Raw genomic sequence first — 21,873 nt, forward strand, 5'->3', positions numbered from 1 at the left:
TTGTCGCCGTCGCGCAGGCCGTTCGCGTTTCGGGGCGCGGTCGGCCTCCTTGACAGCGCGGGCAGAACTGACGGACAGTCAGAAACCGACATCCGTGACGCCGCCTGCCGTCGGAGGACGCTGCCGTGCACCTTGCCCCCACCGCGCGCCAGCGGCAGTTGCGTGCCGAACTCCGCTCGTACTTCGGCCGCGTACTGGCCGGCTCGGACCCGCAGGACGCCGCCGGGCAGCGCGCGCTGCTGCGACGGATCGGCGGCGACGGGATGCTCGGGCTCGGCTGGCCCGTCGAGTACGGCGGCCAAGGGCGCGGCGCCGACGAACAGTTCGTGTTCTTCGACGAGGCGTACCGGGCGGGCGCGCCCGTCTCCATGGTCACGCTCAATACGGTCGGCCCGACACTGATGAAGTACGGGACGCCCGAGCAGCAGGACTTCTTCCTCCCCCGGATCCTGCGCGGCGAGATCGTCTTCGCGATCGGTTACACCGAGCCGTCGGCCGGTACGGACCTCGCGTCGCTGCGCACGCGCGCGGTGCGCGAGGACGACGAGTGGGTCGTCGACGGCCAGAAGATCTTCACCAGCAACGCCCAGAACGCCGACTGGATCTGGCTGGCCTGCCGTACGGACCCCGATGCCCCCAAGCACAAGGGCATCTCGATCGTGCTGGTGCCGACGGACGCTCGCGGCTTCTCGTGGACGCCGATCGAGACGGTCGGCGGACTGACCACCACCGCGACGTACTACGACGGCGTCCGGGTGCCGGCCGCGAACCTTGTCGGTGAGGAGAACGGCGGCTGGGGGCTGATCACCAACCAGCTCAACCACGAGCGGGTGGCGCTCGCCGCGATCGGCATGCAGGCCGAGGACTGCTACGAGCAGGCTCTGGCGTACGCCGCGACTCCCGACCCGGCGACGGGCGCACGGCCCGCCGACCGGCCGTGGGTACGGGCCCGGCTGGCCGAGGCGCATGCCCGGCTGGCGGCGGTGCGGCTGCTGAACTGGCGGCTGGTGGGCGACGTGGGGGCGGGCGCGCTCACGCCGGGTGATGCGAGCGGCGTGAAATTCATGGGGACCGAATCGGCCGTCGCGGTGTATCGGATGTGCCAGGAAGTGGCGGGCGAGGCGGGAATGGTGCGCTCCGGTTCTGTGGGGGCCTGGGGGGACGGGGAGCTGGAGCGCATGAACAGGGCAGCGCAGATCAACACCTTCGGGGGCGGGGTGAGCGAGGTGCAGCGGGAGATCGTGGCGACGATGCGGCTCGGGATGCCGAGGGGGCGGCGATGAGCGGCGACGCGAGTGAGGACGCGAGTGGTGACGCGAGCGCGGACGCGAGCGCGGATCTGTACGGGCTGCTGAAGGCGTTCGAGGGGCGGGCGGCCGCGGTCGCGGGCGTCGGCAAGGACCCTGTCAACGAAGCGATGATCCGGCACTGGTGCGAGGCGATGGGGGATGCCGGGCCGGCGTACGCGGGCCCCGGCGCGATCGCCCCGCCGACGATGCTCCAGGCCTGGACGATGGGCGGCCTGTCCGGGCATACGGGCAGGTCGGCGGCGTACGACGAACTGCTCGCGCTGCTGGACGGCGCGGGGTACACCTCGGTGGTCGCGACCGACTGCGAGCAGGAGTACGTGCGGGATCTGCGGCCCGGGGACCGGATCGGCTTCGACGCGGTGATCGAGTCCGTGTCGGAGCGCAAGACGACCAAGCTGGGCACCGGGCACTTCGTCACGACGCGTATGGATGTCCGCGCGGACGGGGAGCCGGCCGGGACGCACCGGTTCCGCATCCTCAAGTACGCCCCGGCCGCACGGCCACGCCCCGACGCCCGAAGCGAGCGGCCCCGGCCCGTCGTCAACCGGGACAACGCGGGGTTCTGGGACGGCGTGGCCCGGCACGAGCTGCTGATCCAGCGGTGCGGGGGGTGCGGGGCGCTGCGGTTCCCGTGGCTGCCGGGGTGCGGCGGGTGCGGGTCGCCGGAGTGGGACACGGTCGAGGCGGGCGGGGCGGGCACGGTCTTCTCGTACGTCGTCATGCATCACCCGGCGTTTCCCGCCTTCGATCCTCCTTACGCCGTCGGGCTGATCGAGCTCGCGGAGGGCGTGCGGATGGTCAGCAATGTGGTGGGGGTGCCGTACGACAAGGTGCGGATCGGGATGCCCGTCCAGCTGGAGTTCCTGCGGGTGGACGGGGAGTTGGAGCTGCCGGTCTTCCGGGCGGCGGACGGTGGCGGTGCGGGGGGTGAGGGCTGATGGATTTCACGCCTACGGACGAGCAGCGGGCGGCGCGGGATTTGGCCGCCCGGATCTTCGGGGACCTGTCGACGCACGACCGGCCGGCCGCGGCGGGGGCGGCGGGGGCGGCCACGGGCACGGCCACGGACACGGACGGCGAACTGTGGAAGGCGCTGTGCGCGGCTGGGCTCGTCGCCGCCGTCGAGGAGATCGGCCTGCTCGGGCTGGTGCTTCTGCTGGAGGAGCAGGGGCGTACCACGGCGCAGGTGCCGTTCGCCGCGACGTGTGTGTACGGGATGCTCGCGGTTGCCGCGCTCGGTACGGACGAGCAGCGGGCCCGGCTGCTGCCGGGGATCGGGGACGGCACGGTGGTGGTGACGGGCGCTTTTCCCGCGACCGGGACGATACGGGCCGACGCGTCCCCGGCCCCGTCCCCGTCCCCGGCCGCGCTGGGCTGTGGGGCGCTGAGCGGCACGGCGGCCGTCGTGCCGTGGCTGCGCGACGCCACGCACGTGCTGGTTCCGGATGCGGACCGGGAGCTGTGGCTCGTGGCTACGGCGGGTGCGGGTGTGACGGTCGAGGCAGTGGAGACCACCGCGCCGTGGTCGGCGGGGCGGCTCACGCTGGACGGGGCTCTCGGGGAGAGGGTCGGTGGTGGTGGCGCGGCAGGCCGTCCTGGCACGGCGGTCCTGCGGAGCGATGTTTTGCGGCTCCGCCGCGACGGGGGCTCCGCCCCGGACCCCGATCCTCAAACGCCGGACGGGCTGAATGATTCCGCTCGGCGGGCGTCGGTGGACTCACGCCGTCAGGACCCACGCCTTCGCAAGTCGGACGTGCCGGCCGGGGCGCCGGGCGGGTTGGGAGGCGCGCCGGGGAGGTCGGCTGTGGTGCCGGGTGGGGCGGATGGCTTCGTTGGGGCGTACGACCTTGTGCTCGGGGCGAGTCGTATTGCCTTTGCCGGGCTTCAGGGCGGGGTTTGCGCCGGGTCGCTTGCTCGGGCTGTGGCTCATACCTCGGAGCGGGAGCAGTTCGGGCGGCCGTTGTCGGCCAATCAAGGTGTGCTGCTGCGGGCCGCCGACGCGTACATGGACACCGAGGCGATACGGGTCACGGCGTACGAAGCCGCCTGGCGCCACGACGAGGGCCTGCCCTTCGCCACCCACGCCCTCACCGCCGCGTGGTGGGCGTCGGAAGCCGGGCAGCGTGTGGTGCACACCGGGCAGCATCTGCACGGCGGGACGGGGGCGGACCTGGAACACCCCGTCCACCGGCATTTCCTGTGGGGCAGGCAGCTCGACGCTTATCTGGGCTGCGGCAGCGAAGTACTCGAGGAGCTGGGGCAGTTGTTGAGTGACGGAGAGGGGGAGGCGGTATGAGGGTGGGGGACGAGCTGCCCGCGCTGGAGATTCCGATCACCCGCACGCTGATCGTCGCGGGCGCCGTGGCCTCGCGCGACTACCAGGACGTTCATCACGATGCCGAAGCCGCGCGGGAGAAGGGCTCGCCGGACATCTTCATGAACATCCTCACCACCAATGGGCTGGTCGGCCGGTACGTCACCGACCACTTCGGCCCCGGCGCCAGGCTGCGCGCCGTGAGGATCCGCCTCGGGGCGCCCAATTACCCCGGCGACACCATGGTGCTGACCGGCACCGTCACCGCTCTCGGACCGGATGGCACGGCCGAGGTGCGGGTCGTCGGCGCCAACGGGATCGGTCACCACGTCACCGGCGAGGTGACGGTGAGAGTTCCGGAGCAGGACTCATGAGCGTACGCAGAGCCGACACGCTCGGCGGGAAGGCGGCGATCGCCGGTATCGGGGCGACCGAGTTCTCCAAGGACTCGGGGCGCAGCGAGCTCAGGCTGGCCGTCGAGGCCGTACAGGCCGCGGTCGAGGATGCCGGGCTCACCCCGGCCGATGTCGACGGCATGGTCACCTTCACGATGGACACCAGCCCCGAGATCACCGTCGCCCAGGCGGCCGGCATCGGCGAGCTGTCGTTCTTCTCCCGCGTCCATTACGGCGGCGGCGCGGCCTGCGCCACCGTTCAGCAGGCCGCACTCGCGGTGGCGAGCGGGGTGGCCGAAGTCGTCGTCTGCTACCGGGCGTTCAACGAACGTTCCGGCCGCCGCTTCGGCTCGGGGGTGCAGCGCCGCGAGCCGTCGGCCGAAGGCGCGGCCCTCGGCTGGAACCTGCCGTTCGGGCTGCTCACCCCCGCCTCCTGGGTCGCCATGGCCGCCCGGCGCTATCTGCATGAGTACAACCTGACGCCCGACGTCTTCGGCCACGTCGCCGTCACCGACCGCCGTCACGCCGCCCGCAACCCCGCCGCGTACTTCTACGGGAAGCCCATCACCCTCGCCGATCACGCCGCCTCGCGGTGGATCGTCGAACCGCTGCGGCTCCTCGACTGCTGCCAGGAGACCGACGGCGGGCAGGCGGTCGTCGTGACCTCCGCCGAGCGGGCCAGGGACCTGCCGCACCCGCCCGCGGTGATCGTCGCCGCCGCGCAGGGCGCCGGGCGTGGCCAGGAGCAGATGACGAGCTTCTACCGCGACGGCCTGACCGGGCTGCCCGAGATGAACGTGGTCGCCCGGCAGCTGTGGCAGACCTCGGGGCTCCGCCCGGCCGACATCGATGTGGGCATCCTCTACGACCACTTCACGCCCTTCGTGCTGATGCAGCTGGAGGAGTTCGGGTTCTGCGGACCGGGCGAGGGCGCCGGTTTCGTCGCCGAGGACGCACTGCCGCTGAACACGCACGGCGGCCAGCTCGGTGAGGCGTACCTGCACGGCATGAACGGCATCGCGGAGGCGGTCAGACAGCTGCGCGGCACCTCGGTCAACCAGATGCCCGGCGCCGCCCGGTCGCTCGTGACGGCGGGCACCGGCGTTCCCACGTCCGGGTTGATCATCGGCGCGGATGGCTGACTGCGGAGTGTGAAGAGCGTCGGCGGGGCGGGGGACCCGTTCACTCTCCTCATGTACCCGTACCTAAAGAGGTTCATCGGACATGGACTCGCGCTGGCCGCCGTGATCGGCGTGCTGGCCCTCCCCCAGCGGACGGAGGCGAAGGAGGTGACGGCGGCTCAGTCGAGAGCGCCTGCCACCCGGACAGAGGTGTCCGCGCCCCGGACCGTGACCTTCCGCGGCCGGGCGTTCGACACGTGCAAGGCCCCGCCGGTCTCCACGATCCGGGCCTGGCGTTCCTCCCCGTACCGCGCCGTCGGTGTGTACTTCGGCGGCCGGGGCAGGGCCTGCCCCAAGCAGCCCCACCTCAGCAAGCAGTGGGTGGCGGCCGTGGACCGGATGGGCTGGCGGGTGCTGCCCGTCTTCGTCGGCTCGCAGTCCCCGTGCGTGCACGCCAAGAACAAGCGGCACGTCCGGATCGGCCGCGCGCCCTGGCGCCAGGGCAGGAAGGAGGGGCAGCAGGCCGTCCGCGCGGCGAAGGCCCACGGCATGCTCACGGGAAGCGCGCTCTACCTCGACATGGAGGCGTACAACCAGGGAAACAGCCGCTGCGCACGCACCACCCTGGACTTCGTCCGCGGCTGGAACCGTGAAGTACGCAAGCACTCCTACCTCCCCGGCTTCTACAGCAGCGCGGAGTCCGGCGTACGGCACATGGAGCGCTCACGCAAGGCGGGCGTCAAGGACCTGCCGTCCGTGATGTGGTTCGCCCGCTGGGACGGCAAGCCGTCCCTGTACGGCGAGCGCGTCCTGTCGAAGCGGGCGTGGACGCCGCACCGCCGCATCCACCAGTACGCGGGCAACGTCACCGAGAAGCACGGCGGCCGGCGCCTGACCATCGACCGCAACTCGGTCGACGCCCCGGTCGCCCGTATCGGCCGCTGACCTGCCCGTACGCCGCACAGACACCCGAAGGGCCCGGCCCCGCCCCCGAGACGCGACCCCTACGCGGGGCGGTGCGTCCTCCACCCTCAGGAGGTGGGGCCGGGCCCACCCCTACAACCTGAGGCGGACCCGGTTTCGGGACCTGGGGCCGATCCGCCGCGTGCGACCCGCTCCTAGCGTGGGAGCCATGACCACGCCTGTCTGCACCAGCGCTTCCAAGGCGGCGACCAGGGCCGCGACGCCGGCGCCCTACCCGTCGTTCTCGACGTACGTACGCGCCCGGGGACCCGTACTGCTGCGCACCGCGCGCTCGCTCACCGCGAATCCGTGCGACGCGGAGGACCTGCTGCAGACGGCGCTCACCAAGACGTACGTCGCCTGGGACCGCATCGAGGACCACCGCGCCCTCGACGGATACGTACGCCGCGCCCTGCTCAACACCCGCACCTCCCAGTGGCGCAAGCGCAAGGTCGACGAGTACGCCACCGACGAGCTGCCCGAGCCCGGCCCCGCTTCCGCCGCCGCGTCCGCCACGGCCGGCTCCGGCGACCCCGCCGAGCAGCAGGCCCTGCGCGACGCGATGTGGCGCGCGATCATGAAGCTGCCGGACCGCCAGCGCGCCATGGTCGTCCTGCGTTACTACGAGGACCTCAGCGAGGTCCAGACGGCCGAGGTCCTCGGAGTCTCCGTCGGTACGGTCAAGAGCGCCGTCTCGCGCGCCCTCGGCAAGCTCCGCGAGGACCCGGAACTGGCCCCGGTCCGTTGATCACTCTGTGCGCCGCAACCGATTCGTACTCCCGGGAGTAGTGACATACCGCCTGGTACGTGCGCAGAATCAGGCCACCCTTATTACTGCCGCGTAGCGCCCACCGGGAGGACGCCGTGCTGAGCACCATGCAGGACGTACCACTGACCGTGACCCGCATCCTGAAGCACGGGATGACGATTCACGGTCGCTCACAGGTCACCACATGGACCGGTGAGGAGGAGCCGCAGCGCCGCACCTTCGCCGAGACCGGCGAGCGCGCGACACGGCTCGCGAACGCTCTGCGGGACGAGCTCGGCGTCGACGGCGACCAGCGGATCGCAACCCTCATGTGGAACAACTGCGAGCACGTGGAGGCGTATCTCGCGATCCCCTCCATGGGCGCCGTACTCCACCCGCTCAACCTGCGCCTGCCCCCCGAGCAGCTGATCTGGATCGTCAACCACGCAGCCGACCGCGTCGTCATCGCCAACGGCTCGCTGCTGCCGCTGCTCGCACCGCTCCTCCCGCACCTGAAGAGCGTCGAGCACGTGGTCGTCTCGGGTCCGGGCGACCGCTCGCTCCTCGACGGCTGCGCGCCGCGCGTGCACGAGTACGAGGACCTGATCGCGGACCGCCCCACCACCTATGACTGGCCCGAGCTGGACGAGCGTGCCGCCGCGGCCATGTGTTACACCTCCGGCACCACCGGCGACCCCAAGGGCGTCGTCTACTCCCACCGCTCCATCTACCTGCACTCCATGCAGGTCAACATGGCCGAGTCGATGGGGCTGAACGACAAGGACACCACCCTCGTGGTCGTCCCCCAGTTCCACGTCATGGCGTGGGGGCTGCCGCACGCCACCTTCATGACCGGCATCAACATGCTCATGCCGGACCGCTTCCTCCAGCCCGCCCCGCTCGCCGAGATGATCGAGCGCGAGAAGCCGACGCACGCCGCAGCCGTCCCCACCATCTGGCAGGGCCTGCTCGCCGAGGTCACCGCCAACCCGCGCGACCTCTCCTCCATGGCGAGCGTCACCATCGGCGGCGCGGCCTGCCCGCCCGCCCTCATGGAGGCGTACGACAAGCTCGGCGTGCGCCTGTGCCACGCCTGGGGCATGACGGAGACCTCCCCGCTCGGCACCATGGCCCACCCGCCGGCCGGACTCACCCCCGAGGAGGAGTGGCCGTACCGCATCACGCAGGGCCGCTTCCCGGCCGGTGTGGAGGCGCGCCTGGTCGGACCGGGCGGTGAAATCCTCGCCTGGGACGGCGAGTCCGCCGGTGAGCTGGAGGTGCGCGGCGCCTGGATCGCCGGTGCGTACTACGGCGGCGCGGCGGGCGAGGACTTCAGGCCCGCCGACAAGTTCAGCGAGGACGGCTGGCTGAAGACCGGCGACATCGGCGTCATCAGCCACGACGGCTTCCTCACCCTCACCGACCGCGCGAAGGACGTCATCAAGTCCGGCGGGGAGTGGATTTCGAGCGTCGAGCTGGAGAACGCGCTCATGGCCCACCCGGACGTCGCCGAGGCGGCCGTGGTCGCCGTACCGGACGACAGGTGGAGCGAGCGCCCGCTGGCCACGGTGGTGCTGAAGGAGGGCGCGACCGCGGACTACGACGAGCTGCGGGCGTTCCTGGCCGGCAAGATCGCCAAGTGGCAGCTGCCGGAGCGGTGGGCGACGATCCCGGCCGTACCGAAGACGAGCGTCGGCAAGTTCGACAAGAAGGTCATCCGCAAGCAGTACGCGGACGGCGAGCTGGACGTCACGACGTTCTGACGCGTGTACGAACCGACGCGCCCATGAGCTGCTGGAGGGGCCCCGCAACGGTGCGGGGCCCCTCCAGTTTTCGGTTCCTGCCGGTCAGTTCGTGCCGATCTTCGCGAGCAGGTCCACGATCCGGCCCTGCACCTCACTGCTCGTCGAGCGTTCCGCGAGGAAGAGGACCGTCTCCCCCGAGGCGAGCCGGTGCAGCTCGCCCTCGTCGAGGCCGGCCGAGGTGTAGACGACCAGCGGCGTACGGTTCAACTGCCCGTTCGCCCGCAGCCAGTCGACGATTCCGGCGCGGCGGCGACGTACCTGCATCAGGTCCATCACCACCAGGTTCGGCCGCATCTGCGTCGCCAGCGTGACCGCTTCGGTGTCCGTGCCGGCGCGCCCGACCTGCATGCCGCGCCGCTCCAGCGTCGCCGTCAGCGCGAGCGCGATCTCCTCGTGCTCCTCGATCAGCAGGACACGCGAGGGGTGCTGCTCGCTGTCGCGCGGCGCGAGCGCCTTGAGGAGTACGGCGGGATCCGCGCCGTACGCCGCCTCACGCGTCGCCTGCCCGAGTCCGGCCGTCACCAGGACGGGGACCTCGGCGGCGACGGCGGCCTGGCGCAGCGACTGGAGCGCCGTACGGGTGATGGGCCCGGTCAGCGGGTCGACGAACAGCGCGGCGGGGAACGCCGCTATCTGCGCGTCGACCTCCTCGCGGGAATGCACGATCACCGGGCGGTAGCCGCGGTCGCTGAGCGCCTGCTGCGTCGGGGCATCCGGGGCCGGCCACACCAGCAGACGGCGCGGGTTGTCGAGCGGCTCGGGAGGCAGCTCGTCGTCGACGGGCTGCGGCTGGGGCCGGTTGGCCACCTCCACGGCTCCGTTGGGGCCGTCCAGCGGCTCGGGGCCCTCGGAGCCCTCGTCGGGCGCTCCTATGGCGTACGCCCGGCCCGCCGACGGCGCTGCCTGGGCCGACAGCCGCTGCTGCAGCGGGCCCTGGCCCTGCGGGTGCGGCCGGGCGGCGGGCCCGTCACCGCTCTCCGGCACTTCGGTGCCCCCGGCGGGCGTGGACTGCTCGGACTCCGGCCGCGCGGCGGCGAGCTTGCGGCGCCGCCCCGATCCCAGGGTCTGGTTCTGCTGCTGCGCGATCTGCTGGGCGAAGGGCATGCCCTGGCCGAGGGTGCGCACGCTGAACGCGCGGCCTTGCGTGGAGTCGGGGGACAGGGGAGCGGAGGCCGGCGGGGGCGTGTGCCCGGGTGCCTGGGCCGGCGTCCGGGCGGATGCCGCTGCGGGTGCTTCGGCGGGCAGTGGCTGGGCGGGCGGCAACGGCTGTGCGGCGTGCGGCTGCTGCGGTCCGGAGACAGGGGTGGAGACGGGGGCGGGTGCGGAGACGGACGCGGGGGAAGCGACGCCGTTCGCGCCGCCCGCGACAGCGGTTGCGCCCGCGTGCTGCTCGGCCTCGTCCTCGCCCGCCGCCGCGACAGCCAGGCCGGCAGCGGGCCAGGTCTGAGTGCTACCGGTCGTCGTCGAGGTGGCTCCGCCGGGGGCGGCCGACCAGCTCGGGGGCACGGACACGGCACCGCTGTCGTGGCGGGCGTGGCCGGCGTGGTCGTCCGGGGCCGCAGCGGGGGCTTCCGTGCCGGAAACGCCGTTCGCGGTCCAGTCGGGCAGCGACGGCTGCTCCGGCTGACCGGGCTGAACGTCGCCGCGCGCCCTGCGCCGCCCCGTCGGTGCCGGGGCCGGGTGTGGCTGCGGCGGAGTGTGGTCGGCGTCAGGAGCGGTGCGTACGGCGTCGTGGCGGCCCGGCAGCGAGGCGTCCGCCTCACCGGCGGCCGGCGGCACACGGTCGGCGTCGGCCGGCGGCAGCGCGAACGGGCTGCGGGGCGCCTCGGGCCGCTCCTGCGCCGGCGCGAGCGCCCGCCGAGCCCGCCGCCCGGAAGACTGCTGCTGTTGCTGCTGGGACTCGCTGACCGAAGACGGCGCGGAAGGCAGAGCCGGAAGCGCGGGCACGTTCTCACGCGCGCCGTCGTCACCACGCCGTGCACGGCCCCCCGCGGACCCCGGTACGTCGACGGGCACACCCTGGGGCGGCACCGTCTCCCCGAGCGCCGCGCGCCCGGTTCCGTGCGCCCCCTCGGAGGCCGTCACGACGGAGCCCTCCGAGACCGCACCCGAAGGCGCGGGCGGTGCGCCGGCCGGCAGCGCGGCACGCAGCTCCAGGCCGCCTCCGCCTCCGCCTGCCGTACGCCCCTCGCCGCCACCCTCGACGGGACTGGGCCGCCCACGCCTGCGCCCCGTACCACCGGAGCCGCCCGCGGGACCGGAGGCCGGGCCCACATCGTCCCCTCCGGCCTGCGCCGGAATCTGCTCCTGCGGCCGCCCGGCGCCCGCCTCGCCCGCCCCGGCACGCCGCGCCCTGCGCCGCCCGGTGGGCGCCGCGGCCTCGGAGCCCTCGCCGGCCGGGGCCGACTCCCCCGCTGCTTCCCGCTCTCCCGCCGCGCGCTTGCCGTCCGACTCCAGGAAGGCGTCCATGGACGACCGCCGTGCCCGTCGCCCGCCACCGTCGGCCGGCGCCGACTGCTGCCCCGGCACGGGCACCGGATCCGGAGCGGCCGCCTTGCCCTGCGCCGGAGCGACCGCCCCGGCGCCCGCACCGAGCGGCACCTCAAGTACGTACGCGTTCCCGCCCATACCGGGCACTTCGTGCGTCTGCAGTACGCCGCCGTGCGCCGCCACGATGCCGCGCACGATCGGCTCGTGCACCGGGTCTCCCCCGGCGTACGGCCCGCGCACCTCGATGCGTACGACCTCACCGCGCTGCGCCGCCGCGACCACGATCGTCGAGTCCGTGTAGCCGCCGCCCGGCGCCGCCGCCGGGGCCTTGCCCGTCGAGTCGATCCCGGCCACGTCGGCGACGAGATGCGCCAGCGCCGTCGCCAGTCGCCCGGCGTCCACCTCGGCCTCGATCGGCGGGGCGTGCACCGCGAACTGCGCCCGGCCCGGACCGATCAGCTCGATCGCGCCCTCGACACCGGCCGCCACGACGCCGTCGAGCAGCACCTTCGCCTTCGTCAGCTGCTCGGTGCCCGCCGCGAGCCGCTGGAAGCCCAGGACATTCTCGACAAGGGTGGTCATCCGGGCGTATCCGGCCGCCAGATGATGCAGGATCTGGTTCGCCTCGGGCCACAGCTGCCCGGCGGGGTCGGAGGCCAGCGTTCCCAGCTCGGCCCGCAGTTCCTCCAGCGGCCCGCGCAGCGAGTCACCCAGTACGGCGGTCAGCTGGGCGTGCCGCCCGGCCATCTCCTCGTACCGCTTGGTCTCGCGTTCGAGCACCTCTGCCTGCTTTTCGACCAGTTCGTCGTACGGCCGGCGGTCGGTGAAGGTCATCACGGCGCCGACCAGCTGGTCGCCGTCCCGTACCGGAGCGGTCGTCAGGTCGACGGCGACCGGCTTGCCGTTCTTCGCCCACAGGACCTGCCCGCGCACCCGGTGCTTGCGCCCGGACTTGAGGGTGTCGGCGAGCGGTGACTCCTCGTACTCGAAGGGCGTGCCGTCCCCCTTCGAGTGGATCGCGAGAGGGTGCAGCTCCTTGCCACCGAGGTCGCTCGCGCGGTAGCCCAGTATCTGCGCGGCGGCCGGGTTGACGAGCACCACGCGTCCGTCGGTGTCGGTACCGACGACTCCCTCGGACGCGGCGCGCAGGATCATCTCGGTCTGGCGCTGCGAACGGGCCAGTTCGGCCTCGGTGTCGACGGTCCCCGAGAGGTCGCGTACGACGAGCATCAGCAGCTCGTCACCGGTGAAGCTGGGCCGGTCGGTGTGGGAGGCGTAGGCGTCGCGGCCGTCCTCCAGGTTCGCGCTGGTCACCTCGACCGGGAACTCCGTCCCGTCGGTGCGCCGCGCGATCATCCGGGTCGGCTTCGTACGCCCTTGATCGTCCTCGCCGTCGGCCCGCCGCATCGATCCGGGGATCAGCTTCGAGTCGAACATCGGGAGCAGATCGAGCAGTCCGCGCCCGACGAGTCCGGTGCCCGGCGACTCGAACGTCTCCAGGGCGATGGTGTTGGCGTTGACGACGGTGCCGTTGCAGTTGACGAGCAACAGCCCGTCAGGAAGTGCGTCGAGTATCGCTGCGAGGCGAGCAGCGCCTCGGGATGGCCTGCTGCTCACGACGACGGTTCCTCCCTGAACTACTGCACCTTGCCGACAGCCGGCCTCATTTTGCCCCTCGGGCCGCAAGCTGTCACTGGAGGGAGTCTAAAGGCAGGCGGTGGGCGCGCGACGGCGGATGAGGGGGAGCTCTCACCAAGGTTGTGTGCGCTTGGGGGCACATCGGACGGCTCGGCGTACGCCCTGACCAGGCACGAGTGCCCCGCGGCGGCGCCGCGGGCGGGCCGGGGGCGGACGTCAACGCACGCTGGGAAGTACCGGCTCCATCTCACGCCAGCGGGAGATTTCGCAGCCATTGCCCTGATTGAACTTCGCGTCGACGCTTCGCCCGTTCCAGGTACCCGTGATCCGCGCCGTGGCCGGCCCGCCGTGCTGGTGGGTGCACATCCGGTCCTGCGCCACGGGCGCGAAGGGGTCGCCGTCCTGCCCGGCCAGCTCCTCGAGCCGGTCGCAGGCGGCCTGCGCCTCCGGGTGCGTGCCGCCGGCGGGCCCGCATTTCAGTTCGTACGTTCCATTGGCGGCGCGGTTGCCCGTTTCGGCCGTGGTCACGGTGAGCCGGTCCTGCTTGTCCTGCGGCTCGTCCTCCACGCTCTGGAGTACGTCCTGGAGCAGCGGAAGCGGGATCGGCGCGGCCACGGCGGTCCCGGCAGGGGCGGCGGCGGACAGTACGGCGAAGGACGCGGCGGCGGTGAGGGTGAGGCGGCGCAGCATGGAGGCTCCTGAGGCTCAAGAGGGGGCAGGGGCGCCCCGCACTCTCTAACGCTCCGCAGCCCCGGGCGTTGCGCAACCGGTAAGACTTTGCTCTGGCCCCCGCCTGCCTAGTACCGTGGTCAGCGATTGGTGGCATCCCGCAAGGCTGTGTCATCATCTGCACGCACCCACTCGCGCAGGCGAGAGAGTGTGCTGGAGGCGTCGCCTAGTCCGGTCTATGGCGCCGCACTGCTAATGCGGTTTGGGTCTTAAAGCCCATCGAGGGTTCAAATCCCTCCGCCTCCGCGCGTGATCACCGAAGCCCCGGTCCAACGACCGGGGCTTCGGCCGTTCGGCGGTCGTCGAGGGGGCGTTTCAGCAGCCGCCTGAAGGCCGTTTCCGCAGCTCAGCATGGGTCCGGCTAATGGATTTCGCGTGACGGCGCAGGTCATGTAATGTTGTTCTCGCAACGCCGACGGGGCCGAAAAAGCCCGGAACGCCAAGCACTCGTAGCTTAACGGATAGAGCATCTGACTACGGATCAGAAGGTTGCAGGTTCGAATCCTGCCGAGTGCACAGCCAGCCAGAGGCCCTGACGAGAAATCGTCAGGGCCTCTGGTTTTTGTCGCGGCCGGTTGTCAGAGGCTGCCGTTAGCCTCCTGGTATGAGCTGGCTGTGCGGTGGGCTGCGGTGGACGGCGGGGCGTCCGGCGCTTGCCTGGTACGGGGGCAGGGGACGCCATGAGCATGTCGAGCGTGTCAGCGGGCTGGCATACGGGGGTGACGTCGCCTTCCGGGTGGCGGGCGCCGAGCGCCTGTGTGTGGGGGCGCGCCGGGGCGGGTGCCCGCTCCGCGCCGCGGTGCCCCGGCGGAGCAGCGGCGGGCAGTGCCCCGAGTGCGCGCGGCTGGACCGGTCGCGGTCGGTGGCGGCGGACACGATGGCCGACGATCCCCGGCCGTACGCCGTCTACCTCGCCTGGTTCGGCCCGGGGATGGTCAAGGTCGGGATCACGGCGGACGAGCGCGGGTCCGCGCGGCTGCTGGAGCAGGGCGCCGTCGCGTTCACCTGGCTGGGGCGCGGACCGCTGATGGCGGCGCGGCGGACCGAGGAGCTGCTGCGGGCGGCGCTGGGGGTGCCCGACCGGATCGCGTACAAGGAGAAGCGGGCCGTGCGGGCCTCGTTGCCCGCGCGGGCGGAGCGGGCGCGGGAGATCGAGGAGCTGCACCGGCGGGCCGGGGCGCTGGCGGGGTGGCCCGAGTCCCTGGAGCGGGCGCCGTTCGAGGCGGTGGACCACGCCGGGGCGTTCGGGCTCGAAGGGCTGCGGCCGATGACCGGCGTGGTGACCGAACTGGCACCGGGCGGCGCGGTCGCGGGACGGTTGCTGGCCGCTGCCGGGCCGGATCTGCATCTGGGGACGGCGGACGGCGGGGTGGTGGTGCTCGACACCCGGCTGATGAGCGGGTGGGAACTGGCCGGGGCGCAGAGCGGTGCGGCGGGCGTGAGCGTGCCGGTGAGGAGCGTGGAGCGGGGCGTGCAGGGCGGGCTCTTCTGACCGGAAGGGCAGGGCCTGGATCCCCTTGGATCCCCTTTGGATCCCGTACCGCAATGAGTCTGGACTCCGGGGACGGAGGCGGCGGAGAGTGATCGTCATGGACAACAAGCCTGTCGAAGCGCATGGACTTGCATTGAGCGAGCCTGAAGAGGCTGAAGGAGTACGGCGGTTCTGGGGGCGGCTCGGGCTGCCGGGGATCATCGACGTACACACGCACTTCATGCCGGAGCAGGTGCTCAGGAAGGTGTGGGCGTACTTCGACGCCGTCGGGCCGCTGACCGGGATGGAGTGGCCCATCGCCTACCGGCACGAGGAGGAGGAACGGGTCGCGCTGCTGCGGGAGTTCGGGGTGCGCCGTTTCACCTCGATGCTCTATCCGCACAAGGCGGGGATGGCGGCCTGGCTCAATGACTGGGCGGCCGGTTTCGCGGCCCGTACGCCCGAGTGCCTGCACACGGCGACGCTCTTTCCCGAGGACGGGGTGGCGGCGTACGTGCGGCAGGCCGTGGAGAGCGGGGCGCGGGTCTTCAAGTCGCACCTCCAGGTCGGGGCGTACGACGCCAACGACGCGCTGCTCGACCCAGTGTGGGGGCTCTTGGCCGAGGCCGGTGTTCCGGTGGTGATGCACTGCGGTTCGGGGCCCGCGCCCGGCAAGCACACCGGCCCCGAGCCGGTCGGCCGGCTGCTCGCGCGGCATCCGCGGCTGCGGCTGGTGGTGGCGCACATGGGGATGCCGGAGTACGCCGATTTCCTTGAGCTGGCCGAGCGGTACGGAGAGGTCCGGCTGGACACGACCATGGCCTTCACCGACTTCTCCGAGCGCCTCGCCCCCTTCCCGGCGGGCGAGCTGGGGAGGCTGGCGGACTCGGGGGACCGGATCCTGCTGGGGACCGACTTCCCGAACATTCCGTACGGCTACGGACACCAGCTGGAGGCCCTGGAGCGGCTCGGGCTGGGGGACGACTGGCTGCGGGCCGTCTGCCACGGAAACGCGGAGCGGCTCTTCCGGCTGTAGCGGCGGGGCCTGTGGGTTTCTCAGGGGATTCACAGGAACGGGCAAGAGTGCTCTCAGGGGCGTCCCCCAGCCTGGGTCCATGCGTACCGAAATGCTCAGACCCGGCGGCGGGCCCGTCCGGGTGCTCGTCGTGGACGACGAGGCGCCGCTCGCCGAGCTGCTGTCGATGGCGCTGCGATACGAGGGGTGGGAGGTCCGCAGCGCCGGCGACGGCGCGGGAGCGGTCCGTTGCGCGCGCGACTTCCGGCCCGACGCGGTCGTACTGGACGTGATGCTGCCGGACATGGACGGCCTCGCCGTCCTCGGGCGGCTGCGCTGTGAACTGCCGGATGTTCCTGTGCTGTTCCTGACGGCCAAGGACTCCGTCGAGGACCGGATCGCCGGGCTGACTGCGGGCGGCGACGACTACGTCACCAAGCCGTTCAGCCTGGAGGAAGTGGTGGCGCGGCTGCGCGGGCTGATCCGGCGATCGGGGACGGCGGCCGCCGCCGTACGCAGCGAATCACTCCTCGAAGTGGGGGACTTGACGCTGGACGAGGACAGCCACGAGGTCGCGCGGGGAGGGGAGGGGATTCACCTCACGGCGACCGAGTTCGAGCTGCTGCGCTTCCTGATGCGCAACCCGCGGCGCGTGCTCAGCAAGGCGCAGATCCTGGACCGCGTGTGGAGCTACGACTTCGGTGGGCAGGCGAACGTCGTCGAGCTCTACATCTCGTACCTGAGGAGGAAGATCGACGCCGGTCGCACCCCGATGATTCACACCCGGCGTGGGGCGGGGTATCTGATCAAGCCGGGTGGGTGAGCGCGCGGTGTCCCTGCGGACCCGCCTGGTGGTGTCGGCCCTCGCGCTGATCGCGGTGGTCGCCGCGGCGATCGGGGCGGTCACGACGATCGCGCTGCACTCGTACCTGGAGAATCAGCTCGACGGTCAGCTGACGTCGTCCGTGCGGCGGGCCGAGCGCGATCCGGCAGAGGCGACGACCGGCCAGGAGCTGAGGTTCGTGGCGGCGCCCGGGCAGCCGCTGGGGACCGTCGGCGGGCGCGTCGCGGCGGACGGGACCGTGCTGGTGGGCGCGAAGAGCGTCGAAGCGCCCGGCGCGCGGCCGGAGGGACACCTGGCCGCCCTGTCGGAGGCGCAGATGCGGGCGCTCGGCTCGGTCGAGCGTGACGCCGAAGCGCACACCGTGGCGGTGCCGGGGCTCGGGGACTACCGGATCGCCTCGACGCGCGACGGCTCGGTCGTACTGGGCTTTCCGCTCGGCGGCGTACAGGACACGGTCAGCACTCTGATCGTCGTCGAGGTGTGCGTCACGGCCGCCGGGCTGGTGGCCGCCGGGCTCGCGGGGACGGCGATCGTGGGGGTCGCGCTGCGGCCGCTGCGGCGGGTCGCCGCGACCGCGACGCGTGTCTCGGAACTGCCGCTGCACAGCGGCGAGGTGGCGCTCCACGAGCGGGTACGGGGGCAGGAGGCCGACCCGCGGACCGAAGTCGGACAGGTCGGCGCGGCGTTCAACCGGATGCTCGGGCACGTCGGTTCGGCGCTGGCGGCACGGCAGGAGAGCGAGACGCGGGTACGGCAGTTCGTCGCCGACGCGAGCCATGAGCTGCGTACGCCGCTGGCCTCGATCCGCGGGTACGCCGAACTGACGCGACGCGGGCGGGAGGCGGCCGGGCCCGACACCCGGCACGCGCTCGGGCGGATCGAGTCGGAGGCGGCTCGGATGACCGGGCTGGTGGAGGATCTGTTGCTGCTGGCGCGGCTGGACTCGGGGCGGCCGCAGTCGGTGTCGTACGAGAGCACTGATCTCTCGCCGCTCGTCGTGGACGCGGTGAGTGATGCGCGGGTGGCCGGGCGGGGGCACGTCTGGCGGTTGGAGCTGCCGGACGATCCCGCCGTCGTACGCGGTGATCCGGCCCGGCTCCAGCAGGTGCTGGTGAATCTGCTGGCCAATGCGCGCACGCACACCCCGCCGGGGACCACTGTCACCGCGTGTGTTCGGCGCGAGGGCGGGTGGACGGTGGTGGAGGTGCGGGACGACGGGCCCGGCGTCGCGCCGGAGCTGCTGCCGTACGTCTTCGAGCGTTTCGCGCGTGGCGATGCGTCGCGGGGGCGGGTGGGGGAGACCGGTGCCGGTGCCGGTTCTACGGGGCTCGGGCTTGCCATCGTGCAGGCGGTCGTACGCGCGCACGACGGCGGGGTGACGGTCGAGAGCGCGCCGGGGCGAACGGTCTTCGCGGTGCGGTTGCCTGCGCCGCGGGTGTGATTCGGCGGCCCCGGGCTTCGTGGTCGGTGCCGTGTCGGGGCGTCTCCTCGGGCGTCGAACACCGGGGTACTGGGCGTGTTGGGGGCGGGTTGCGTTCGGCGCCCTGCGGGGAGCGCCCCGGCACGTCCCCTCCGGCAGCGTGACGGGTGCGGCGGGGGCCGGCGTGGCCTGGCGGTGCGGCGGTCGGCGGGTGACGCGAGAGGCAGGGTGTACTCACAGGTACCGCACAGGGGCGTCACACTTCGCTGACAGGGCGGTTCGTGAGTCTCGGGATCATGCGAACCCACACTTCAGCGGGTGCCCTTCCGGCCAGGGAACACCTTCCGGCCGGAGAGCCGGGCATCCCCGTACCCCCTGTGCTCGACGTCGTCGTCCCCGTCCACAACGAGGAGAAGGACCTCGAAGCGTGCGTGCTCCGGCTCCGTGAGCACCTGGCCCGCACCTTCCCGTACGCGTTCCGGATCACCGTCGCCGACAACGCGAGCACCGACCGCACGCCCGACATCGCCGCCCGGCTCGGGCGCGTGATGCCCGAAGTGACGTCCGTACGGCTGGAGCAGAAGGGGCGCGGGCGGGCCCTGCGTGCCGTCTGGGAGCGTTCCGACGCGCCCGTCCTCGCCTACATGGACGTCGATCTGTCCACCGATCTCAAGGCGCTGCTGCCTCTGGTCGCCCCGCTGATCTCGGGCCACTCCGACTTGGCGATCGGCTCCCGGCTCGCCGGTGGTTCGCGGGTCGTGCGCGGGCCCAAGCGCGAGTTCGTCTCGCGTACGTACAACCTGATCCTGCGCTCCTCGCTCGCCGCGCGCTTCTCCGACGCGCAGTGCGGATTCAAGGCGATACGCGCCGACGTCGCCGAGCGGCTGCTGCCGATGGTCGAGGACACCGGGTGGTTCTTCGACACCGAGATGCTCGTGCTCGCCGAACGCGCCGGACTGCGCATCCACGAGGTGCCGGTGGACTGGGTCGACGACCCCGACAGCACGGTGCGCATCATGCGTACGGCTGTCGACGATCTCAGGGGCGTTTGGCGGGTCGGGCGGGCGCTCGCGGTCGGCGCGCTGCCGCTGGACCGGCTGGCGCGGCCCTTCGGCGACGACCCGCGTGATCGCGCGATCGGTGGAATCCCCGGCGGCCTGGCCCGCCAGCTCGTCGGGTTCTGCGTCGTGGGCGCGCTGAGCACGCTCGTCTACCTGGCGCTGTACTCCGCCTTCCGGGCGGGCGTGGGCCCGCAGGCCGCCAACTCGCTCGCCCTGCTCGTCTCGGCCGTGGCCAACACGGCGGCCAACCGGAGGCTCACCTTCGGGGTACGGGGCCGTGAGCGCGCCGTACGTCACCAGGCCCAGGGCCTCGTCGTGTTCGGCATCGGGCTCGCCCTCACCAGCGGCTCCCTCGCCGCCCTCGACGCGGCCACCGGCGCACCCTCCCACGGCGCCGAACTGGCCGTGCTCATCGCCGCCAACCTCGCCGCGACCGTACTGCGCTTCCTGCTCTTCCGCGCCTGGGTCTTCCCGGACCGGCGCGCCGATCACCCCGAACGCGAACCGAAGAAGGCCGGCCGATGACCACACACCGAAGCGGCGATCCCCGCTGGGTACGTCCCGCGCTCGCCGGGCTGCTGTTCGCCACCGCGCTGCTCTACCTGTGGAATCTCAGCTCCTCCGGCTACGCCAACTCCTTCTACTCCGCCGCCGTCCAGGCGGGCAGCGAGAGCTGGAAGGCCTTCTTCTTCGGCTCGTCCGACGCCGCGAACTCCATCACCGTCGACAAGCCCCCGGCCGCCCTGTGGCCGATGGCCCTGTCCGTACGGCTCTTCGGCCTCGGCTCGTGGCAGATCCTCGTCCCCGAGGTCCTGATGGGAGTGGGTACGGTCGCGGTGCTGTACGCCGCCGTACGCCGCCGCTTCTCTCCCGCCGCCGGTCTGATCGCGGGCGCCGTGCTCGCGCTTACGCCCGTCGCCGCGCTGATGTTCCGGTTCAACAACCCGGACGCGCTGCTCGCGCTGCTGATGACCGTCACCGTTTACTGCCTGCTGCGCGCCCTCGAAGACGCGCGGACCAAGTGGCTGGTGTGGGCCGGCGTCGTGGTCGGCTTCGCCTTCCTGACAAAGACCCTCCAGGCGTTCCTGATCCTGCCGCCGCTCGCCGTGCTGTACGCCGTGTGCGCGCCGACGCCGGTACGCCGGCGTCTTGGCCAGCTCGCCCTCGCCGGGCTCGCCGTCGTGGTCGCGGGCGGCTGGTGGGTCGCGATCGTCGAGCTGTGGCCCGCTGCCTCGCGCCCGTACGTCGGCGGCTCCCAGACCAACAGCTTTCTGGAGCTGACCTTCGGCTACAACGGCCTGGGTCGCATCAACGGTGAGGAGGCCGGAAGCGTCGGCGGGGGCCGAGTGGGCTGGGGCGAGAGCGGGATCGGGCGGATGTTCAGTACGGGGATCGGCAGCCAGATTTCCTGGTTGCTGCCCGCCGCGCTGGTCCTGCTCGTCGCCGGTCTCGTCATCACGTGGCGGTCGAAGCGTACGGACACCGCCCGTGCCGCGTTCGTCGCTTGGGGCGGCTCGCTGCTGATGACCGCGGCCGTCTTCAGCTTCATGGCCGGGATCTTCCACGAGTACTACACGGTGGCCCTGGCCCCGTACATCGCCGCCCTCATCGGCATGGGTACGACCGTCCTCTGGGAGGAACGCCGTTCGCCGGCCGCGGCCGCGACGCTGAGCGTGACGGCCGCGGTGACGTCGCTGTGGGCGTACGTGCTGTTGGGGCGCACTGCCGGCTATCTGCCGTGGCTGCGCTGGGCCGTGCTCGCCTGCGGGTTGCTGGCCGCGCTCGGGCTGCTGGTCGCGGGGCGCGTGGACCGGCGGATCGCCCTGGCCTTCGCCGGGCTCGGGCTCGCGGCGGCGCTGGCGGGGCCGAGCGCGTACGCCGCCTCGACGGTCGGCAGCGCGCACACCGGGTCGATCGTGACGGCGGGGCCTGCCTCGATGCGGGGCGGTCCCGGCGGGGGCGGTGCGGGCGGCGGTGCGGGTGGCGCTGCGGGCGGTGGTCCTGGCGCGGGTGAGCGCCCGGCGGGCGCGGGCCGGCAGGACGGCCCGCCCGGCGGCCAACCGGCCGCACCCGCAGGCCGGCCGGGCGGCGCGATGCCGGGCGGCGCCCCGGGAGCAGCCGCCGGCGAAGGCGGTGCCGGCGGCATGGGCGGTCTCCTCAACGGCCAGAGCGTCGGCTCCGAGGCCGCGGCCAGGATCGGCGCCGATGCCGAGGACTACACCTGGGCCGCGGCGGCGATCGGCTCCCAGAACGCTGCCGGCTACCAACTCGCCACGCGGCAACCGGTGATGGCGATCGGCGGGTTCAACGGCAGCGACCCGTCCCCGACCCTGGGCGAGTTCAAGGCGTACGTACAGAAGGGCGCGATCCACTACTTCGTCGCGAGCGGCGCCAGCGGTGGAGGTCCAGGCGGCGGCAACTCCGCCGTCACCACCTGGGTCGAGGCCAACTTCACCAAGATCACTGTCGACGGGACCACCCTCTACGACCTGACCGACCAGAAATAGATATACGGCGTATAAGAACTCCTTGTACGGTGTACAGGAACG

16 protein-coding genes and 2 tRNA genes are annotated in these 21,873 nt (G+C 72.4%); 16 read left to right on the forward strand and 2 right to left on the reverse strand.

Going from position 1 to position 21,873, the window contains the following annotated elements; all coding sequences use genetic code 11:
* The first annotated feature begins 125 nt into the window (after positions 1 to 125).
* From AC1P0E_RS17530 to AC1P0E_RS17565, 8 genes are all read left to right on the forward strand, one after another.
* On the forward strand, positions 126 to 1,283 hold the full coding sequence (locus AC1P0E_RS17530) for an acyl-CoA dehydrogenase family protein (RefSeq protein WP_482743102.1): 1,158 nt from the start codon (positions 126 to 128) through the stop codon (positions 1,281 to 1,283).
* Positions 1,280 to 2,248 carry a bifunctional MaoC family dehydratase N-terminal/OB-fold nucleic acid binding domain-containing protein gene (locus AC1P0E_RS17535; protein ID WP_482743103.1) on the forward strand — a complete coding sequence of 323 codons (969 nt, stop codon included), beginning with the start codon at positions 1,280 to 1,282 and terminating at the stop codon, positions 2,246 to 2,248. Before AC1P0E_RS17530 ends, AC1P0E_RS17535 begins: the two co-directional genes overlap by 4 nt.
* Positions 2,248 to 3,606, forward strand: a complete 1,359-nt coding sequence (locus AC1P0E_RS17540; protein WP_482743104.1) for an acyl-CoA dehydrogenase family protein — start codon at positions 2,248 to 2,250, stop codon at positions 3,604 to 3,606. The genes AC1P0E_RS17535 and AC1P0E_RS17540 overlap by 1 nt, the downstream gene beginning before the upstream one ends.
* Entirely contained in the window at positions 3,603 to 3,998 is a 396-nt protein-coding gene (locus AC1P0E_RS17545; protein ID WP_482743105.1) for a MaoC family dehydratase, read from the forward strand. Before AC1P0E_RS17540 ends, AC1P0E_RS17545 begins: the two co-directional genes overlap by 4 nt.
* Positions 3,995 to 5,161 (forward strand): lipid-transfer protein, encoded by a 1,167-nt coding sequence (locus tag AC1P0E_RS17550; RefSeq protein ID WP_482743106.1) that lies wholly within the window; start codon positions 3,995 to 3,997, stop codon positions 5,159 to 5,161. Before AC1P0E_RS17545 ends, AC1P0E_RS17550 begins: the two co-directional genes overlap by 4 nt.
* 51 nt (positions 5,162 to 5,212) lie before the next feature.
* The gene (locus AC1P0E_RS17555; protein ID WP_482743107.1) at positions 5,213 to 6,085 is read left to right on the forward strand and encodes a DUF1906 domain-containing protein; all 873 of its coding nucleotides are present in this window, start codon (positions 5,213 to 5,215) and stop codon (positions 6,083 to 6,085) included.
* Positions 6,086 to 6,272: 187 nt separating this feature from the next.
* The gene (locus AC1P0E_RS17560; protein WP_482743108.1) at positions 6,273 to 6,851 is read left to right on the forward strand and encodes a SigE family RNA polymerase sigma factor; all 579 of its coding nucleotides are present in this window, start codon (positions 6,273 to 6,275) and stop codon (positions 6,849 to 6,851) included.
* 116 nt (positions 6,852 to 6,967) lie between these two features.
* Positions 6,968 to 8,614: a long-chain fatty acid--CoA ligase gene (locus AC1P0E_RS17565; RefSeq protein WP_482743109.1), complete on the forward strand. Its 1,647-nt coding sequence runs from the start codon at positions 6,968 to 6,970 to the stop codon at positions 8,612 to 8,614.
* An 84-nt stretch (positions 8,615 to 8,698) separates the two neighbouring features.
* On the opposite strand, the gene AC1P0E_RS17570 is transcribed toward AC1P0E_RS17565, so the two are convergent.
* A complete protein-coding gene (locus tag AC1P0E_RS17570; protein ID WP_482743110.1) occupies positions 8,699 to 12,763 on the reverse strand; it encodes a PAS domain-containing protein in 4,065 nt (1,354 codons plus the stop codon).
* A gap of 237 nt (positions 12,764 to 13,000) precedes the next feature.
* Positions 13,001 to 13,474: an SSI family serine proteinase inhibitor gene (locus AC1P0E_RS17575; RefSeq protein WP_482743111.1), complete on the reverse strand. Its 474-nt coding sequence runs from the start codon at positions 13,472 to 13,474 to the stop codon at positions 13,001 to 13,003.
* A 194-nt stretch (positions 13,475 to 13,668) separates the two neighbouring features.
* On the opposite strand from AC1P0E_RS17575, the gene AC1P0E_RS17580 reads away from it, so the two are divergent.
* The 8 genes from AC1P0E_RS17580 to AC1P0E_RS17615 all read left to right on the forward strand — a co-directional run bounded on the left by AC1P0E_RS17580 (position 13,669) and on the right by AC1P0E_RS17615 (position 21,831).
* Positions 13,669 to 13,759: transfer RNA gene (locus tag AC1P0E_RS17580), tRNA-Ser, on the forward strand.
* 197 nt (positions 13,760 to 13,956) lie between these two features.
* Positions 13,957 to 14,029 (forward strand) — tRNA-Arg (locus AC1P0E_RS17585).
* Positions 14,030 to 14,117: 88 nt separating this feature from the next.
* On the forward strand, positions 14,118 to 15,005 hold the full coding sequence (locus AC1P0E_RS17590; protein ID WP_482743112.1) for a DUF2797 domain-containing protein: 888 nt from the start codon (positions 14,118 to 14,120) through the stop codon (positions 15,003 to 15,005).
* A gap of 133 nt (positions 15,006 to 15,138) precedes the next feature.
* Positions 15,139 to 16,020 carry an amidohydrolase family protein gene (locus AC1P0E_RS17595; protein WP_482743113.1) on the forward strand — a complete coding sequence of 294 codons (882 nt, stop codon included), beginning with the start codon at positions 15,139 to 15,141 and terminating at the stop codon, positions 16,018 to 16,020.
* 79 nt (positions 16,021 to 16,099) lie between these two features.
* Positions 16,100 to 16,822 (forward strand): response regulator transcription factor, encoded by a 723-nt coding sequence (locus AC1P0E_RS17600; protein WP_482743114.1) that lies wholly within the window; start codon positions 16,100 to 16,102, stop codon positions 16,820 to 16,822.
* Positions 16,815 to 18,284 carry a sensor histidine kinase gene (locus AC1P0E_RS17605; protein WP_482743115.1) on the forward strand — a complete coding sequence of 490 codons (1,470 nt, stop codon included), beginning with the start codon at positions 16,815 to 16,817 and terminating at the stop codon, positions 18,282 to 18,284. Before AC1P0E_RS17600 ends, AC1P0E_RS17605 begins: the two co-directional genes overlap by 8 nt.
* Before the next feature lie 275 nt (positions 18,285 to 18,559).
* Positions 18,560 to 19,849, forward strand: a complete 1,290-nt coding sequence (locus AC1P0E_RS17610) for a bifunctional glycosyltransferase family 2/GtrA family protein (protein WP_482743116.1) — start codon at positions 18,560 to 18,562, stop codon at positions 19,847 to 19,849.
* Positions 19,846 to 21,831: an ArnT family glycosyltransferase gene (locus AC1P0E_RS17615; protein ID WP_482743117.1), complete on the forward strand. Its 1,986-nt coding sequence runs from the start codon at positions 19,846 to 19,848 to the stop codon at positions 21,829 to 21,831. Before AC1P0E_RS17610 ends, AC1P0E_RS17615 begins: the two co-directional genes overlap by 4 nt.
* The last annotated feature ends 42 nt before the right edge of the window (positions 21,832 to 21,873 follow it).

The sequence above is a fragment of the Streptomyces sp. TRD_SC_5 genome (assembly GCF_056836825.1).

What these genes read in the sequence shown, in the direction of transcription:
- AC1P0E_RS17535 (WP_482743103.1), top strand. Translation starts at nt 1,280, where the DNA reads ATGAGCGGCGACGCGAGTGAGGACGCGAGTGGTGACGCGAGCGCGGAC.
- AC1P0E_RS17540 (WP_482743104.1), top strand. Translation starts at nt 2,248, where the DNA reads ATGGATTTCACGCCTACGGACGAGCAGCGGGCGGCGCGGGATTTGGCC.
- AC1P0E_RS17545 (WP_482743105.1), top strand. Translation starts at nt 3,603, where the DNA reads ATGAGGGTGGGGGACGAGCTGCCCGCGCTGGAGATTCCGATCACCCGC.
- AC1P0E_RS17550 (WP_482743106.1), top strand. Translation starts at nt 3,995, where the DNA reads ATGAGCGTACGCAGAGCCGACACGCTCGGCGGGAAGGCGGCGATCGCC.
- AC1P0E_RS17555 (WP_482743107.1), top strand. Translation starts at nt 5,213, where the DNA reads ATGTACCCGTACCTAAAGAGGTTCATCGGACATGGACTCGCGCTGGCC.
- AC1P0E_RS17560 (WP_482743108.1), top strand. Translation starts at nt 6,273, where the DNA reads ATGACCACGCCTGTCTGCACCAGCGCTTCCAAGGCGGCGACCAGGGCC.
- AC1P0E_RS17575 (WP_482743111.1), bottom strand. Translation starts at nt 13,474, where the DNA reads ATGCTGCGCCGCCTCACCCTCACCGCCGCCGCGTCCTTCGCCGTACTG.
- AC1P0E_RS17590 (WP_482743112.1), top strand. Translation starts at nt 14,118, where the DNA reads ATGAGCTGGCTGTGCGGTGGGCTGCGGTGGACGGCGGGGCGTCCGGCG.
- AC1P0E_RS17600 (WP_482743114.1), top strand. Translation starts at nt 16,100, where the DNA reads ATGCGTACCGAAATGCTCAGACCCGGCGGCGGGCCCGTCCGGGTGCTC.
- AC1P0E_RS17610 (WP_482743116.1), top strand. Translation starts at nt 18,560, where the DNA reads ATGCGAACCCACACTTCAGCGGGTGCCCTTCCGGCCAGGGAACACCTT.
- AC1P0E_RS17615 (WP_482743117.1), top strand. Translation starts at nt 19,846, where the DNA reads ATGACCACACACCGAAGCGGCGATCCCCGCTGGGTACGTCCCGCGCTC.